This is a genomic window from Paraburkholderia sp. FW306-02-B (assembly GCF_058782725.1).
The window spans coordinates 4,283,978-4,299,839 of the sequence record NZ_JBYSXZ010000001.1; the positions used below are offsets into that span (position 1 = coordinate 4,283,978).

Genomic DNA, 15,862 nt, shown 5'->3' on the forward strand with positions numbered 1-15,862 from the left:
AGCCCCTTATTTCTTAGCCTTCTTGTCGGCTGCATGACCCTTGAACGTCCGGGTCAATGCGAACTCGCCAAGCTTGTGGCCGACCATGTTTTCCGAGATGTACACCGGGACGTGTTGACGGCCGTTGTGCACAGCAATCGTCAGACCGATGAAATCCGGCAGAATCGTCGAACGGCGCGACCAGGTTTTGATCGGCTTCTTATCCCGCGAAGCTGCAGCCGCCTCAACTTTCTTCAGCAAATGGGCGTCGCAGAACGGACCTTTTTTTACAGAACGTGCCATTGCCTACTCCTTAACGCTTGTGACGGCGCTGGACGATCATGCTCGTCGTGCGCTTGTTGCTGCGGGTGCGATAACCCTTAGCAGGCGTGCCCCACGGGCTCACCGGATCGCGACCTGCAGCCGTCTTGCCTTCACCACCACCGTGCGGGTGATCGACCGGGTTCATTGCAACGCCACGCACCGTCGGGCGGATACCGCGCCAGCGGTTCGCGCCAGCCTTACCGATTTGACGGAGGCTGTGCTCTTCGTTGCCAACTTCACCAATCGTCGCGCGGCATTCAACGTGAACGCGGCGGATTTCACCCGAGCGCAGGCGGACCTGTGCGTAGATGCCTTCACGAGCCAGCAACATCGCCGACGTACCAGCCGAACGCGCCATTTGCGCGCCCTTGCCCGGCAGCATTTCGATGCAGTGGATCGTCGTACCGACCGGAATGTTGCGGATCGGCAGCGTGTTACCTGCGCGGATCGGCGCTTCCGAACCCGACATCAGTTGCTGACCAACCGTCACACCCTTAGGAGCGATGATGTACTTGCGCTCGCCGTCTGCGTACAGAACCAGCGCGATGTTCGCGCTACGGTTCGGATCGTACTCAAGACGTTCGACCTTTGCCGGAATGCCATCCTTCGTGCGACGGAAATCGACGACACGATAGTGATGCTTGTGACCACCACCCTTATGACGCGTGGTGATGTGGCCGTTGTTGTTACGGCCGGCGGTCGAGGATTGCGAGTCGAGCAGCGGTGCGAACGGCTTGCCCTTATGCAGATCCTTGTTGACCACCTTGACCATCGCGCGGCGACCCGGCGAAGTCGGCTTAACTTTAACGATTGCCATGATTACTTGGCCTCCGCTTCAAAGTTGATTTCCTGGCCGGGCTTCAGGCAGACGTATGCCTTCTTCACGTCTTTGCGCTTGCCCATGAAGCGGCCAAAGCGCTTGGCTTTGCCCTTCGAGACCAGCACGTTGACGGAATTGACCTCCACCTTGAACAGCAGCTCGACTGCAGCTTTCACTTCCTGCTTCGTGGCATCGGGCGCGACTTCGAACACAACTTGCTCGTTCTTGTCGGCCACCAGCGTCGCCTTTTCGGAGATCACCGGCGCGAGCAGGACCTGCATCAAACGATGATCGTTCTTGCGAATCTCGCTCATGACAGCAACTCCTCGATCTGGGCGACCGCAGCCTTCGTGATCAGGATCTTCTTGAAGTAGATCAGCGACAGCGGGTCGGCGTAACGCGGCTCGACAACCGCCACATGGGCGAGGTTGCGCGACGCGAGGTACAGGTTTTCGTCAACCGTGTCGGTAATCACCAGCACGGAGTCGAGACCCATCGCCTTGAATTTTTCGGCCAGCAGCTTCGTCTTCGGCGCTTCGAGCGTCAGCTCGTCGACCACCGAGATGCGGCCTTCGCGGGCCAGCTGCGAGAAGATCGAGCAGAGACCTGCGCGATGCATCTTCTTGTTGACCTTGTGCGAAAAGTTTTCTTCCGGCGAATTCGGGAAGATCCGGCCACCGCCGCGCCACAGCGGGCTCGACGACATACCGGCGCGGGCGCGGCCCGTACCCTTCTGGCGCCACGGTTTCTTGGTCGTGTGCTTGACTTGCTCACGATCCTTCTGCGCGCGGTTACCGCTACGGGCATTCGCCTGGTACGCCACCACAACCTGGTGAATCAGGGCTTCGTTGTAATCGCGGCCGAACACGACGTCCGACGCGCTAACGCCTGCGCCTTCCTGACCATTGGCATTCAGGAGCTTAAGTTCCATTATTTCGCTCCTTTCACGGCACGCGTCTTCACGGCCGGCGTAACGAATACCTTGCCACCCTTTGCACCCGGAACGGCGCCCTTGACCAGCAACAGCTTGCGGTCAGCGTCGATACGAGCGATTTCGAGGTTTTGCACGGTTACCGTATCGTCACCCATGTGACCGGTCATGCGCTTACCCGGGAAAACACGACCCGGATCCTGCGCCATACCGATTGAACCCGGCACGTTGTGCGAGCGCGAGTTACCGTGCGATGCACGGCCGGATGCGAAGTTGTAACGCTTGATGGTACCGGCGTAGCCCTTACCGATCGACACGCCTTGCACGTCGACCTTCTGGCCTACTTCGAACAGGTCGGGACCGACCACGGTGCCGTTCGACAACTCGGCAGCCTTGGCAGCATCGATCTGGAATTCTTTGAGGATTTCACCGGCTTGAACACCGGCTTTGGCGAGATGACCGGCCAACGGCTTCGTCACACGCGATGCACGGCGCGTACCGAATGCAACCTGCACGGCCGTGTAGCCGTCGGTTTCAACAGTCTTGATCTGCGTCACGCGGTTGTCGGACACGTCCAGCACGGTAACGGGAATCGAATCCCCTTCTGCCGTGAAGATACGGGTCATGCCAACCTTGCGACCTACGAGTCCAAGGCTCATCGTTTTCTCCATTCCCGACTGCGATTGGTCGGGGCTAATTTACAAAATGCCGGTGCCGTTTCGGGCATGAATTCATGCTGCAGCGCACCGACTTTTTTGCGCAAATGCGCGAAAAGCCTTGCATTATAGCGAGGCTTTTCGTTTTCCGCAAGCAATCAATGACTTAGCATTGCCCGGCAAGCCGGACAACCTCTGGAAGCCTTATTGCAGCTTGATTTCCACGTCCACGCCAGCCGGCAGGTCAAGCTTCATCAGTGCGTCGACGGTCTTGTCCGTCGGATCGACGATGTCCATCAGGCGTTGGTGCGTACGGATTTCGAGCTGATCGCGCGACGTCTTGTTGACGTGCGGCGAACGCAGGATGTCGAAACGTTGAATGCGGGTCGGCAGGGGCACCGGACCACGAACGATTGCGCCAGTCCGCTTTGCCGTGTCGACGATTTCAGCTGCCGATTGATCGATCAGGCGATAGTCGAAAGCCTTCAGGCGAATACGGATTTTCTGGTTCTGCATGACAATTCCTTGGAAAGAGCGAGGCGGTATTGCGCCGCCAGATAGTAAAAGAACGTAGAGCCGGGCGCCCGCTGTGGGCCGGCGCCCGGCTCCGGGCACCACTTACTGCAAATTCAATCCGCGATTTTACTCGAGAATCTTGGCAACGACACCTGCGCCGACGGTACGGCCGCCTTCGCGGATTGCGAAACGCAGACCTTCTTCCATCGCGATCGGGTTGATCAGCTTCACCGTAATCGACACGTTGTCGCCCGGCATGACCATTTCCTTGTCCTTCGGCAACTCGATCGAGCCCGTCACGTCCGTCGTACGGAAGTAGAACTGCGGACGATAGTTGTTGAAGAACGGCGTGTGGCGGCCGCCTTCGTCCTTGCTCAGCACATACACTTCGGCCGTGAAGTGCGTGTGCGGGTTGATCGAACCCGGCTTGGCCAGAACCTGGCCACGCTCCACGTCTTCACGCTTCGTGCCGCGCAGCAGGATACCAACGTTGTCGCCCGCCTGACCCTGGTCGAGCAGCTTGCGGAACATTTCCACGCCCGTGCAGGTCGTCTTCACCGTCGGCTTGATACCGACAATTTCGATTTCCTCGCCGACCTTCACGACGCCGCGCTCAACGCGACCCGTCACCACCGTGCCACGACCCGAGATCGAGAACACATCTTCCACCGGCATCAGGAACGCACCGTCAACTGCGCGCTCCGGCGTCGGGATGTACGTGTCCAGCGCGTCGGCCAGGTTCATGATCGCCACTTCGCCCAGCTCGCCCGTGTCGCCTTCCAGCGCCAGCTTGGCCGAACCCTTGATGATCGGCGTATCGTCGCCCGGGAAGTCGTACTTCGACAGAAGTTCGCGAACTTCCATTTCGACCAGTTCCAGCAGCTCAGCGTCGTCCACCATGTCGCACTTGTTCAGGAACACGATGATGTACGGAACGCCAACCTGACGCGCCAGCAGGATGTGCTCACGCGTTTGCGGCATCGGGCCGTCTGCTGCCGAGCACACCAGGATCGCGCCGTCCATCTGCGCTGCGCCCGTGATCATGTTCTTCACATAGTCAGCGTGGCCCGGGCAGTCGACGTGTGCGTAGTGGCGGTTAGCCGTTTCGTACTCGACGTGTGCCGTGTTGATCGTGATACCACGTGCCTTTTCTTCCGGCGCCGCGTCGATCTGGTCGTATGCCTTCGCTTCGCCGCCAAACTTCTTGGTCAGCACCGTCGTGATCGCTGCCGTCAGCGTGGTCTTGCCGTGGTCAACGTGACCGATCGTGCCGACGTTCACGTGCGGCTTGGTCCGTTCGAATTTACCTTTAGCCATGTTTCTCTTCTTTCAAAAAGTTAATCGTTGAATGACTTGCCGCGCGCTTACTTCGACTTCGCGTTGATGATCGCTTCAGACACGTTGCGCGGTGCTTCGGAGTAGTGCTTGAACTCCATCGTGTACGTCGCACGACCCTGGCTCAGTGAACGCAGCGACGTCGAGTAGCCGAACATTTCCGACAGCGGCACTTCGGCGCGAACGATCTTGCCGCCGCCAATCATGTCTTCCATGCCCTGAACAATACCGCGACGGCCCGACAGGTCGCCCATCACGTTGCCCATGTAGTCTTCCGGCGTTTCGACTTCCACAGCCATCATCGGTTCGAGGATGACCGGCTGCGCCTTGCGCATTGCTTCCTTGAACGCCATCGAACCGGCCATGCGGAACGCATTTTCGTTCGAGTCAACGTCGTGGTACGAACCGAACGTCAGGTGAACCTTCACGTCAACGACCGGGAAGCCTGCCAGCACGCCAGCCTTCAGCGTTTCCTGGATACCCTTGTCGACTGCCGGGATGTATTCACGCGGAATCACACCGCCCTTGATCTCGTCCAGGAACTCGTAGCCCTTGCCCTGCTCATTCGGCTCGAGCGTGATGACCGCGTGACCATACTGGCCGCGACCACCCGACTGCTTGACGAACTTGCCGTCGACGTCTACCGCCTTGCCGCGGATCGTTTCACGATACGCCACTTGCGGCTTGCCGACGGTTGCTTCGACGCCGAATTCACGCTTCATCCGGTCAACCAGAATTTCCAGGTGGAGCTCGCCCATGCCCGAAATAATGGTTTGACCCGATTCTTCGTCCGTTTGAACGCGGAACGACGGATCTTCCTGAGCCAGACGGTTCAGGGCCAGCCCCATCTTTTCCTGGTCCGGCTTCGTCTTCGGCTCAACAGCCTGCGAAATCACCGGCTCCGGGAAAATCATGCGCTCGAGCACGATCGGGCTTTGCGGATCACACAGCGTGTCACCGGTCGTCGCGTCCTTCAGGCCGACTGCTGCAGCGATGTCGCCTGCGCGCACTTCCTTGATTTCTTCGCGCTGGTTCGCGTGCATCTGCAGAATACGACCCAAACGTTCCTTCTTGTCCTTGGTCGCGTTCAGCACCGTGTCGCCCGAATTCACAACGCCCGAGTACACACGGAAGAAGATCAACTGGCCGACGAACGGATCCGTCATGATCTTGAATGCCAGTGCCGAGAACTTTTCGTCGTCAGCAGCGCGGCGCTCACCTTGCTCACCGTTTTCCAGCTCGCCGGTAACCGGCGGGATGTCGATCGGCGACGGCAGGAAGTCGAGCACGGCGTCCAGCATACGTTGCACGCCTTTGTTCTTGAACGCGGTACCGCACAGCATCGGCTGGATTTCGCAAGCGATCGTACGGTCGCGCAGACCCTTGACGATCTCCGCTTCCGTCAGCTCGCCCTCTTCGAGGTACTTGTTCATCAGGTCTTCGTTCGACTCAGCAGCCGCTTCGACCATCTTCTCGCGCCACTCGTTGCACGAGTCGAGCAGTTCCGCCGGGATCTCTTCGTACGAGAACTTCGTGCCTTGCGACGCGTCGTCCCAAATGATCGCCTTCATCTTCAGCAGATCGACGACGCCCGTGAAGTTTTCTTCCGCGCCGATAGGCACCACGACCGGAACCGGGTTCGCCTTCAGACGCAGCTTGAGCTGGTCGTAGACCTTGAAAAAGTTCGCACCGGTACGGTCCATCTTGTTGATGAACGCGAGACGGGGAACCTTGTACTTGTTAGCCTGACGCCACACGGTTTCCGACTGCGGCTGCACGCCGCCCACTGCGCAGTACACCATGCATGCGCCGTCGAGCACGCGCATCGAGCGCTCAACTTCAATCGTGAAGTCGACGTGGCCCGGCGTGTCGATGATGTTGATGCGGTGCTCAGCGCGGTCGCCGGCCATGCCTTTCCAGAATGCCGTGGTAGCAGCGGACGTGATCGTGATGCCGCGTTCCTGCTCCTGCTCCATCCAGTCCATGGTGGCAGCGCCGTCGTGAACTTCACCAATCTTGTGGTTCACGCCGGTATAGAACAGGATGCGCTCGGTCGTCGTCGTTTTGCCGGCGTCGATGTGAGCGCTAATACCGATGTTACGGTAGCGCTCGATAGGTGTCTTGCGAGCCACTTTGATCCTCTATTGGGATGACGCGATGCGAGAAAATACCCATCGCGCTGTAACACAAACGGGCGAGGCGCTTTGTAAGCGCACCCGCCCGGAATTTCTTTCCGCTTTTTCTGCTAACCCGGGTTCGGGAAGCTTAGAAACGGAAGTGCGAGAACGCCTTGTTGGCTTCTGCCATCCGGTGAACTTCGTCGCGCTTCTTCATCGCGCCGCCACGGCCTTCGGCCGCTTCGGAGAGCTCACCTGCCAAACGCAGGGCCATCGATTTTTCGCTGCGCTTCTTCGCGGCTTCACGCAACCAACGCATCGCCAATGCCATACGACGCGACGGACGCACTTCGACCGGAACCTGATAGTTCGCACCACCAACGCGGCGGCTCTTAACTTCCACCACCGGCTTGACGTTGTTGAGCGCCACCGTGAACACTTCCAGCGGGTCCTTGCCACCCTTGGTCTGGATCTGTTCGAAAGCGCCGTACACGATGCGCTCGGCAACCGACTTCTTGCCGGAGAGCATCAGCACGTTCATGAACTTAGCTACATCTACGTTACCGAACTTCGGATCCGGCAACACTTCCCGCTTGGGGACTTCGCGACGACGCGGCATGTTTCTTCCTTTACTTTTCAGTTGGAGCTATTTTTAGCCCCGCGGCCACCAACTAACCCGATTCATCTCTAACGACTTACCAGCCTGGTCGGGTGACCACTTACTCGACAGCACCGGCGATTCCGGCACCACCGCTATTACCGCCTTTGCAGGCGACCTGAAACTACACTGACCGGCTATTACTTGCCAGCCTTGGCACGCTTCGCACCGTACTTCGAGCGAGCTTGCTTACGATCCTTGACGCCCTGGGTATCCAGCGAGCCGCGAACCATGTGGTAACGCACACCCGGCAAGTCCTTAACACGGCCGCCGCGAATCAGCACGACCGAGTGTTCCTGCAGGTTGTGGCCTTCACCACCGATGTACGAGATGACTTCGAAGCCGTTCGTCAGGCGCACCTTAGCAACCTTACGAAGTGCCGAGTTCGGCTTCTTAGGCGTCGTGGTGTACACACGGGTGCACACGCCGCGACGCTGGGGGCAGTCCTGCAAAGCCGGGCTCTTGCTCTTCGTCGTTTCCGACGCGCGGCCTTTGCGAACCAGTTGATTGATGGTTGGCATTGTTTATTCCTGAAATTGAACAAAATCGACGCATCTGTTTCCGGGCAAAGCAGAAACGATTGCGCATCGAACTTCCGGACCAGACTGTCACGCATGAATTGACTCCGCGCGCGGGCATTCCAAGAACCGGAACCTAGCATAATATTCCGAAAACACTAAGCGAGTCAACAGGTTGCAATGTTTCGCACGCCTGCCAACCCGCACACGGCTCAGTCGGCGCCGACGACTTCCAGCAACTCGTCGCCGAAACGGTCGAGTTTGCGTGCGCCCATGCCTGGAATGCCGCGCAAATCTTCGATCGAATCGGGACCGTTACGGGCAATTTCCGCTAGCGTGGCGTCGTGGAAAATGACGTAGGCCGGCACACCGTCGCTTTTCGCGGTTTCGGTGCGCCAGGCCCGCAGGCGGTCCCAGCGGGCACGTTCGCGCGGCCCCATGCCGATCGTCGGGTCGGCTCGCTCACTGGTTCGTCCAGACGACTGGCGAGTGCGCGTCGGCTTTACGTAGCGGCGCATCGTGACGTTCTGCTCGCCCTTCAACACCGCTTTACTGGCCTCAGTGAGCACCAGCGAGCCAAATCCTTCGTGGTCGACGCTCAGATAGCCGAACGCGACGAGCTGGCGAAACACGGCGCGCCACTCCGGCTCACCGAGCGCCGCGCCGATCCCGAACGTGGTCAGCTTCTCGTGACCACGTTGCATAATCTTCTCGCTGCGGTTGCCCCGCAGGATATCGATCAGGTGACCGGCGCCGAAGTGAAAACCACTTGCGCGCTGCGCGCGGAACACGCATGACAACGCCATCTGTGCTTCACGCGTCGCATCCCATGTGTCTGGCGGCTCCAGACAGTTATCACAGTTGCCGCACGGCTTGCTCGACTCGCCGAAGTACGCAAGCAGCCGCACGCGCCGGCAGGTCGCCGCCTCGCACAAACCGAGCAAGGCGTCGAGTTTGCCGGTCTGCACGCGCTTATGCGCGTCATCGGCGTCGGATTCTTCGATCATCTTGCGCTGCTGCACGACGTCGCCGAGACCGTACGCCATCCAGGCATTGGCCGGCATGCCATCGCGGCCCGCACGGCCTGTTTCCTGGTAGTACCCTTCGACACTCTTCGGCAGATCAAGGTGAGCCACAAAGCGTACGTCGGGTTTGTCGATACCCATGCCGAACGCGATCGTCGCGCACATCACGATGCCCTCCTCGCGCTGAAACATCTCCTGATGCTTCTGGCGGATTTCGAACTCCATGCCGGCGTGGTACGGCAACGCGCGCATACCCTTTTCTTTCAGCCACTCCGCCGTTTCTTCAACCTTGCGGCGCGACAGGCAATAGACCACGCCGGCGTCGGTCGTGCCGTCCGGCTTCGAGTGTTCCGCGCGAATGAAGTCGAGCAGTTGCGTGCGCGCATTGTCTTTTTCGACGATGCGGTAGCGAATGTTCGGCCGATCGAAACTCGAAACAAAGATGCGCGCATCGTCCAGCGCCAGACGGTGGATGATTTCGTCACGCGTGATTGCATCGGCAGTGGCGGTGAGCGCAATGCGCGGCACGTTCGGGAAGCGCTCGTGCAGCACCGACAGCTGAATATACTCAGGACGGAAATCGTGTCCCCACTGCGACACGCAATGCGCTTCGTCGATTGCGAACAGGCCGATGCGCGTGCGCTCGAGCAACTCCTGGAAGCGGGCGGTCATCAGCCGCTCAGGCGCCACGTAGAGCAGATCGATCTCGCCTTCGCGCAATGCCCGCTCGGTCGCTGCCGCTTCGGGACCGGACAACGTCGAATTCAGATACGCCGCCCTCACGCCAACTTCCTTGAGCGCAGCGACCTGGTCTTGCATCAGCGCGATCAAGGGCGACACGACGATGCCGGCGCCAAGCCCTGCCTCGCGCCGCACCAGCGACGGAATCTGGTAACACAGTGATTTACCACCGCCTGTGGGCATCAGTACGAGACAATCACCGCCGTCGGCGACGTGCTCGACGATGTCGCGCTGCTGCCCCCGGAATGTGGGGTAGCCAAAAACTTCGATGAGGATTTCAAGGGCGCGCGACATGGAGCTGGAAGAGAACGGCGGACTGCCTGGAACCCGAATTCTACCAACGCATCGCGGCTTTACCCGTACCGAGCGCGAACATTAGCTGATTGGCCAGTATTCGATGGCCGGGTAGCGAAACGCATTGGATGGGCTCGGTGGAGCGCCCCTATCTGGGCGCACTCCGCCGGTCTCGCAGGCGAAATTGCTGGGCAGGGCTGCTCCATGGCCTAAGCCTGGGCCACGGAGCAGCCAATCGACTCAAGGCTCAGCCTTGCAATTCCAGCTCCTTGCCACGGGGCTGGAGAAGCGATTGTCGTATTCCACCGTGCAGCTACTGGCTTTGGTCCCAAGTGGCTTCGCCAACACGACGCTCGTACCCGAATATTCGCAAGCAACCCAGTAGTCGGTATCGGACTTTGGAAATATCCAGGTTGCAACAGTGCCCTTACTGTTACGCGCTTCCTTCGACGGAGTCAGCAGTGCTTTCCTGCTAGGCGCGCCAGACCAGAAGGATACGCCGACAACCGGGTAGTCATCCTTCGCATCGTAGTTTGACCAGCCGTCGGGCGCCTTGCCGCGCAGACTCTGCACAACAGATATCTTAGACGGACATAGCGGCCTTTCATCTGCAATAACGGACAGAGAAACCGAACCCGTTGTCAGGAGCGCCGCCAGGAAAATGAAAATGCGATGTGCTTTCATGATTACTCGACAACCGACAACGCATCGCCATTATTACTGGGCGTGACGAAATGTCCAGTCTTATCCTTACCAAGAAACGGGAGGCGTCTTTTTCTAATTGTTCCGCTTGTTGACCACTGATCGATAACGACAAAGCCGGAACTGTCTTGACTAACGTAAAGAGCAGCATGATTTCCATGCGACCAATTTGGATAACGGCCTTTACGAATGTGGCTATCGCCGTTCCCTTTTTAATCGCAGAATTTCCTTTTACCGCCGCCCCTTCTCGCCATAGCGAAGATGCAGGTGCCTTTGAAAATTGCTTAACCAACGCAACGCATTGTTTCGTCCCGACGACAGGCAATTTTTCCAGAGATTCTGCTTTTTCGTACATGTAAGACATTGATTTCTCCTTGCTTCGTCCAGCGGACGGTGCCAGATCAATAACTCACGGTATTTGAGAAATTGAACGCGGACCATTGGAGAAGTCCGAAAAAAGAATAGGAGGAGCGAAGTACTACTATCTGGCGCGGGTCACATATCGGGATAGGGGCAGGCCTCGCGGCCCGACCCCTCCCACACCACCGTGCGTACGGGTCCGTACACGGCGGTTCGGATTGGTTGATCGGCTACGGCCCCACCGATGGAAGGCCGAGGGAGCGGAAGTAACGCTTGGACAGCGCGATGCTCAGCGCAGGACTACAACTCAAGCGCCAGACACCGTGGGACGAACCGGTCGCTTGCGCAGCGAGATTGCGGTTCACACCGCGCGCTGTCAGTTCCCGGAACCGGGTCCGGCCGGCCGGGTAGGCCTCGTATCTGGTTTCTGTTCGTCAGGTCGTGGCTTTGCTACACGCTTCCTTCAGACCCCGCCTCGCGACGACGCCCTTGCGTTTCGCTAGTCCTTCACCACCATCAGGCTGGACAGGGGACTTGCACCCCCAAGCTGTTGCGCATGCTCGGCGCACATAAAAAAGCCGCTCAGTCGAAACTGAGCGGCTTCGCTGGCTGGTGAGCCCAAGCGGCTTGCGCCGCCGGGACTTACTCGCCTGAGTGGTGCTGTTCGGCGGCCGGGGTTTCCGGCGTACCGAATTCGAACGACTCTTCCGCTGCGATCTGATCGAAACGCTCGCGGTCGGACAGTTCCTTGCTCTTGCGTGCCTTGTGGAACGCGAGACCCGTACCGGCCGGAATCAGACGGCCGACGATCACGTTTTCCTTCAGCCCGCGCAGATCGTCGCGCTTGCCCATGATCGCCGCTTCGGTCAGCACGCGGGTCGTTTCCTGGAACGACGCCGCGGAGATGAACGAATCGGTCGACAGCGACGCCTTCGTGATACCGAGCAAGACGTTTTCGTACGTTGCCGGACGCTTGTCTTCCGCGATCATACGGTCGTTCTCGTCGAGCATATCCGACCGCTCGACCTGTTCGCCCGGGATGAAACGCGTATCGCCGTTGTCCGTAATCTGCACGCGGCGCAGCATCTGACGAACGATCACTTCAATGTGCTTGTCGTTGATCTTCACACCTTGCAGACGGTACACGTCCTGCACTTCGTCCACGATGTAACGCGACAGCGCTTCGACGCCCTGCAAACGCAGGATGTCGTGCGGATCCGCCGGCCCGTCGACGATCATTTCGCCCTTGTTGACGACTTGACCATCGTGCACCAGAACCTGCTTTTCCTTCGCGATCAGGAACTCGTGCTGATTGCCTTCGAGGTCCGTGATAACGAGACGCTGCTTGCCCTTCGTGTCCTTACCGAACGACGTCGTACCCGTGACTTCCGCCAGGATACCTGCGTCCTTCGGCGAACGTGCTTCGAACAGTTCCGCCACACGCGGCAGACCGCCGGTAATGTCACGCGTCTTCTGCGATTCAGTCGGGATACGTGCGAGCACTTCACCGACCTGCACTTGCTGACCGTCCTTCACGGTGATCAGAGCGCCGACCTGGAAGCCGATCTGCACCGAGTGCTCGGTGTTCGGGATCTTGACTTCTTCGCCGTTCGCATCGAGCAGCTTGACCTGCGGGCGCACCGTCTTCGACGCTTGCGAACCACGGCGCTTCACGTCGATCACGACCAGCGTCGAGAGACCCGTCACATCGTCGATCTGCTTGGCAACCGTCACGCCTTCTTCGACGTTTTCGAACTTCACCGTACCACCGTACTCGGTGATGATCGGACGCGTCATCGGATCCCACGTCGCCAGTTGCGTGCCGGCCTTGATCTGCGCGCCGTCCAGTTGCAACAGCGTCGCGCCGTACGGCACCTTGTGACGTTCGCGCTCGCGGCCGTGGTCGTCGGTGATCATCGCTTCGCCCGAACGCGAGATGACGATCTGCTCGCCCTTCGCGTTGGTGACGTAACGCATCGTCGCCGTGAAACGAACCGTACCGTTGGACTTGGCTTCGACCGACGAAGCCACCGCTGCACGCGATGCCGCACCACCGATGTGGAACGTACGCATCGTGAGCTGCGTGCCCGGTTCACCAATCGACTGAGCAGCGATCACGCCGACCGCTTCACCGACGTTCACCGACGAGCCACGACCCAGGTCGCGACCGTAGCAGGCTGCGCACAGACCGTAACGCGTTTCGCAAGTCAGCGGCGTACGCACGCGCACTTCGTCGATGCCGAGGCGTTCGATTTCTTCGACCGCGTCTTCGTCGAGCAACGTGCCCGTTTCGTACAGCGTTTCCTGCGATTCCGGATTGACGACGTCAGCCACCGTCACTCGACCGAGGATACGGTCACGCAGCGCCTCGACGACTTCACCGCCTTCGACCAACGCCTTCATGGCGACGCCGTTGGACGTACCGCAATCGTCCTCGACCACCACCAGGTCTTGCGTGACGTCGACGAGACGACGCGTCAGGTAACCCGAGTTCGCCGTCTTCAGTGCCGTATCAGCCAGACCCTTACGTGCACCGTGGGTCGAGATGAAGTACTGCAACACGTTCAGGCCTTCACGGAAGTTCGCCGTAATCGGCGTCTCGATGATCGAGCCGTCCGGCTTCGCCATCAGGCCACGCATGCCGGCCAGCTGACGAATCTGGACTGCGGAACCCCGAGCACCCGAGTCGGCCATCATATAGATGGAGTTGAACGACTCCTGACGCGTCTGGTTACCGTCGCGATCGACCACCGGTTCCGTCGACAGTTGCTCCATCATCGCCTTGCCGACCGCTTCCGATGTTGCCGACCAGATGTCGACCACGTTGTTGTAGCGTTCTTGCGACGTGACGAGACCCGACATGTACTGACGGTCGTATTCCTTCACCTTCTTCGCGGCGTCGCCGACGATGGTTTCCTTCTGCGGCGGCACGAGCATGTCGTCGACGCAGATCGAGATACCAGCGCGCGTTGCCAGACGGAAACCCGACTGCATCAACTGGTCGGCGAAAATCACCGTTTCACGCAGACCGCACTTGCGGAATGCGGTGTTGATGAGGCGCGAGATCTCCTTCTTCTTCAGCGGCTTGTTCAGCACCGAGAACGGCAGGCCCGGCGGCAGGATTTCCGACAGGATCGAACGGCCGACGGTCGTCGCATACAGCGTGATCTTCGGCACGAACTTCGGCGCGCCTTCCGACGTGTCTTCGTTGTGGACCATTTCCGTGATCCGCACGTTGACGCGCGAGGCCAGCTCGACTTCCTTGTTCTCGTACGCACGCAGCGCTTCCGAGACGCCGGTGAACGTCAGGCCTTCACCCTTGGCGTTCACTGCTTCACGGGTCGCGTAGTACAGGCCGAGCACGATATCCTGCGACGGCACGATCGACGGATCGCCGTTGGCCGGGAACAGGACGTTGTTCGACGCCAGCATCAGCGTACGCGCTTCCATCTGCGCTTCGAGCGACAGCGGCACGTGCACAGCCATCTGGTCCCCGTCGAAGTCGGCGTTGAACGCCGCGCAAACGAGCGGATGCAGCTGGATTGCCTTACCTTCGATCAGCACCGGCTCGAAAGCCTGAATGCCAAGACGGTGCAGCGTCGGCGCACGGTTCAGCATCACCGGATGCTCGCGGATCACCTCTTCCAGGATGTCCCACACCACCGGTGTCTGGTTCTCGACTTCCTTCTTCGCAGCCTTGATGGTGGTAGCGACACCCATCACTTCCAGCTTGTTGAAGATGAACGGCTTGAACAGTTCGAGCGCCATCAGCTTCGGCAGACCGCACTGATGCAGCTTGAGCGTCGGGCCGACCACGATCACCGAGCGGCCCGAGTAGTCAACGCGCTTACCGAGCAAGTTCTGACGGAAACGACCGCCCTTACCCTTGATCATGTCAGCGAGCGACTTCAGCGGACGCTTGTTCGCGCCGGTCATCGCCTTACCGCGGCGACCGTTATCGAGCAGCGAATCGACGGCTTCCTGCAGCATCCGCTTTTCGTTGCGGACGATGATTTCAGGCGCCTTCAGTTCGAGCAGACGCTTCAACCGGTTATTACGGTTGATCACGCGACGATACAGGTCGTTCAGGTCCGACGTCGCGAAGCGGCCGCCATCCAGCGGCACCAGCGGACGCAGTTCCGGCGGCAGCACCGGCAGCACTTCGAGCACCATCCAGTCAGGCTTGATGCCCGAACGCTGGAAAGCCTCGAGCACCTTCAGGCGCTTCGCGTACTTCTTGATCTTCGCTTCCGAACCCGTGTTCTTGAGTTCGGTACGCAGCATCTCGACCTGCTCGTCGATGTTGATCGCACGCAGCAGTTCGCGCACGCCTTCCGCGCCCATCTCGGCACGGAATTCGTCACCGTACTCTTCGACCTTGTTGTAGTAATCCTCTTCGGTCATGATCTGCCGCGCTTTCAGCGGCGTCATGCCCGGATCGATCACCACGTATGCTTCGAAGTACAGCACGCGTTCGATGTCACGCAGCGTCATGTCGAGCACCATGCCCAGACGCGACGGCAGCGACTTCAGGAACCAGATGTGCGCAACCGGCGAGGCCAACTCAATGTGGCCCATCCGTTCGCGACGCACCTTGGCGAGCGTCACTTCGACGCCGCACTTTTCACAGATCACGCCACGATGCTTCAGGCGCTTGTACTTGCCGCAAAGGCATTCGTAGTCTTTGATCGGCCCGAAGATCTTCGCGCAGAACAGACCATCGCGTTCCGGCTTGAACGTCCGGTAGTTGATGGTTTCCGGCTTCTTCACTTCACCGAACGACCACGAACGGATCTTGTCGGGCGAGGCCAGACCGATCTTGATCGCGTCAAAAACTTCAGGCTGTTGGACTTGCTTGAATAGATCGAGCAGAGCTTTCATTGCTT

14 protein-coding genes are annotated in these 15,862 nt (G+C 59.4%); all 14 read right to left on the bottom strand.

The genetic code is table 11. The annotated features are described in order from the left end of the window. Nucleotides 1–6 precede the first annotated feature (6 nt). The 14 genes from rpsS to rpoC all read right to left on the bottom strand — a co-directional run bounded on the left by rpsS (nt 7) and on the right by rpoC (nt 15,857). Nucleotides 7–282, bottom strand: coding sequence for a 30S ribosomal protein S19 (gene rpsS, locus AC3WOG_RS19255; RefSeq protein ID WP_004199273.1), 276 nt, complete (start codon nt 280–282; stop codon nt 7–9). Nucleotides 283–292: 10 nt separating this feature from the next. Continuing rightward, entirely contained in the window at nt 293–1,120 is an 828-nt protein-coding gene (rplB, locus tag AC3WOG_RS19260; RefSeq protein WP_341314098.1) for a 50S ribosomal protein L2, read from the bottom strand. 2 nt (nt 1,121–1,122) lie between these two features. After that, nucleotides 1,123–1,437 carry a 50S ribosomal protein L23 gene (gene rplW, locus AC3WOG_RS19265; protein ID WP_007180135.1) on the bottom strand — a complete coding sequence of 105 codons (315 nt, stop codon included), beginning with the start codon at nt 1,435–1,437 and terminating at the stop codon, nt 1,123–1,125. Next, nucleotides 1,434–2,054 carry a 50S ribosomal protein L4 gene (gene rplD, locus AC3WOG_RS19270; RefSeq protein WP_007180136.1) on the bottom strand — a complete coding sequence of 207 codons (621 nt, stop codon included), beginning with the start codon at nt 2,052–2,054 and terminating at the stop codon, nt 1,434–1,436. The genes rplW and rplD overlap by 4 nt, the downstream gene beginning before the upstream one ends. After that, nucleotides 2,054–2,713: a 50S ribosomal protein L3 gene (gene rplC, locus AC3WOG_RS19275; protein WP_007180137.1), complete on the bottom strand. Its 660-nt coding sequence runs from the start codon at nt 2,711–2,713 to the stop codon at nt 2,054–2,056. The genes rplD and rplC overlap by 1 nt, the downstream gene beginning before the upstream one ends. Nucleotides 2,714–2,914: 201 nt before the next feature. Further along, entirely contained in the window at nt 2,915–3,226 is a 312-nt protein-coding gene (gene rpsJ, locus AC3WOG_RS19280; RefSeq protein WP_006998489.1) for a 30S ribosomal protein S10, read from the bottom strand. Nucleotides 3,227–3,352: 126 nt separating this feature from the next. After that, the gene (gene tuf, locus AC3WOG_RS19285; protein WP_063497539.1) at nt 3,353–4,543 is read right to left on the bottom strand and encodes an elongation factor Tu; all 1,191 of its coding nucleotides are present in this window, start codon (nt 4,541–4,543) and stop codon (nt 3,353–3,355) included. 47 nt (nt 4,544–4,590) lie between these two features. Then, the gene (gene fusA, locus AC3WOG_RS19290) at nt 4,591–6,693 is read right to left on the bottom strand and encodes an elongation factor G (RefSeq protein WP_492579419.1); all 2,103 of its coding nucleotides are present in this window, start codon (nt 6,691–6,693) and stop codon (nt 4,591–4,593) included. A gap of 133 nt (nt 6,694–6,826) precedes the next feature. After that, entirely contained in the window at nt 6,827–7,297 is a 471-nt protein-coding gene (gene rpsG, locus AC3WOG_RS19295; RefSeq protein WP_006053291.1) for a 30S ribosomal protein S7, read from the bottom strand. Nucleotides 7,298–7,476: 179 nt separating this feature from the next. Then, on the bottom strand, nt 7,477–7,857 hold the full coding sequence (gene rpsL / locus AC3WOG_RS19300; RefSeq protein ID WP_006998493.1) for a 30S ribosomal protein S12: 381 nt from the start codon (nt 7,855–7,857) through the stop codon (nt 7,477–7,479). A 209-nt stretch (nt 7,858–8,066) separates the two neighbouring features. Continuing rightward, complete coding sequence (gene recQ, locus AC3WOG_RS19305; protein WP_492579420.1) at nt 8,067–9,914, bottom strand: DNA helicase RecQ; 1,848 nt, start codon at nt 9,912–9,914, stop codon at nt 8,067–8,069. 240 nt (nt 9,915–10,154) lie between these two features. Next, nucleotides 10,155–10,598: an STY0301 family protein gene (locus AC3WOG_RS19310; RefSeq protein ID WP_492579421.1), complete on the bottom strand. Its 444-nt coding sequence runs from the start codon at nt 10,596–10,598 to the stop codon at nt 10,155–10,157. Further along, on the bottom strand, nt 10,519–10,980 hold the full coding sequence (locus tag AC3WOG_RS19315) for a BPSL0067 family protein (RefSeq protein WP_492579422.1): 462 nt from the start codon (nt 10,978–10,980) through the stop codon (nt 10,519–10,521). The genes AC3WOG_RS19310 and AC3WOG_RS19315 overlap by 80 nt, the downstream gene beginning before the upstream one ends. A gap of 638 nt (nt 10,981–11,618) precedes the next feature. Further along, the gene (gene rpoC, locus AC3WOG_RS19320) at nt 11,619–15,857 is read right to left on the bottom strand and encodes a DNA-directed RNA polymerase subunit beta' (RefSeq protein WP_410838306.1); all 4,239 of its coding nucleotides are present in this window, start codon (nt 15,855–15,857) and stop codon (nt 11,619–11,621) included. Between the last annotated feature and the right edge of the window lie 5 nt (nt 15,858–15,862).

What these genes read in the sequence shown, in the direction of transcription:
- rpsS (WP_004199273.1), bottom strand. Translation starts at nt 282, where the DNA reads ATGGCACGTTCTGTAAAAAAAGGTCCGTTCTGCGACGCCCATTTGCTG.
- rplB (WP_341314098.1), bottom strand. Translation starts at nt 1,120, where the DNA reads ATGGCAATCGTTAAAGTTAAGCCGACTTCGCCGGGTCGCCGCGCGATG.
- rplW (WP_007180135.1), bottom strand. Translation starts at nt 1,437, where the DNA reads ATGAGCGAGATTCGCAAGAACGATCATCGTTTGATGCAGGTCCTGCTC.
- rplD (WP_007180136.1), bottom strand. Translation starts at nt 2,054, where the DNA reads ATGGAACTTAAGCTCCTGAATGCCAATGGTCAGGAAGGCGCAGGCGTT.
- rplC (WP_007180137.1), bottom strand. Translation starts at nt 2,713, where the DNA reads ATGAGCCTTGGACTCGTAGGTCGCAAGGTTGGCATGACCCGTATCTTC.
- rpsJ (WP_006998489.1), bottom strand. Translation starts at nt 3,226, where the DNA reads ATGCAGAACCAGAAAATCCGTATTCGCCTGAAGGCTTTCGACTATCGC.
- tuf (WP_063497539.1), bottom strand. Translation starts at nt 4,543, where the DNA reads ATGGCTAAAGGTAAATTCGAACGGACCAAGCCGCACGTGAACGTCGGC.
- rpsG (WP_006053291.1), bottom strand. Translation starts at nt 7,297, where the DNA reads ATGCCGCGTCGTCGCGAAGTCCCCAAGCGGGAAGTGTTGCCGGATCCG.
- rpsL (WP_006998493.1), bottom strand. Translation starts at nt 7,857, where the DNA reads ATGCCAACCATCAATCAACTGGTTCGCAAAGGCCGCGCGTCGGAAACG.
- recQ (WP_492579420.1), bottom strand. Translation starts at nt 9,914, where the DNA reads ATGTCGCGCGCCCTTGAAATCCTCATCGAAGTTTTTGGCTACCCCACA.
- AC3WOG_RS19310 (WP_492579421.1), bottom strand. Translation starts at nt 10,598, where the DNA reads ATGAAAGCACATCGCATTTTCATTTTCCTGGCGGCGCTCCTGACAACG.
- AC3WOG_RS19315 (WP_492579422.1), bottom strand. Translation starts at nt 10,980, where the DNA reads ATGTCTTACATGTACGAAAAAGCAGAATCTCTGGAAAAATTGCCTGTC.
- rpoC (WP_410838306.1), bottom strand. Translation starts at nt 15,857, where the DNA reads ATGAAAGCTCTGCTCGATCTATTCAAGCAAGTCCAACAGCCTGAAGTT.